The following is a 313-nucleotide window of genomic DNA, read 5'->3' as shown; positions in this document are numbered from 1 at the left end:
GCGGAAAACGATTTGAACGCATGCTGAATATGGCTGTGCGTGACGGCATCCGGATTTGGAACATTCGCAGGGATGGTTTGGAGGAGAGCCGCTGCGACATCCTAATACGGGATTATTTCCGTTTGCGTCCGTTATTAAAAGAGACAGGCTGTCGCAGCCATGTAGAGCGTCGGGATGGATTGCCGTTTTGGCTTCTTCGCTTGCGCAGACGTTCTGGACTGGCCATCGGAGCCGCTCTTTTTTTCATCGGATTGTACATGCTTTCTACGTTTGTGTGGAGTGTTGAAGTCAGTGGTACGAAAATGATCGACCC

1 protein-coding gene is annotated in these 313 nt (G+C 50.8%); it reads left to right on the top strand.

What is annotated here, in order from left to right:
- Positions 1-313: sporulation protein YqfD (locus SB775_RS28430; protein WP_410864524.1), on the top strand; the 313-nt coding region annotated here is incomplete at both ends.

This window comes from Peribacillus sp. SIMBA_075 (genome assembly GCF_046534585.1).
Note: the sequence above shows the minus strand (reverse complement) of the source record. Positions and strands in the feature narration are given on the sequence as shown.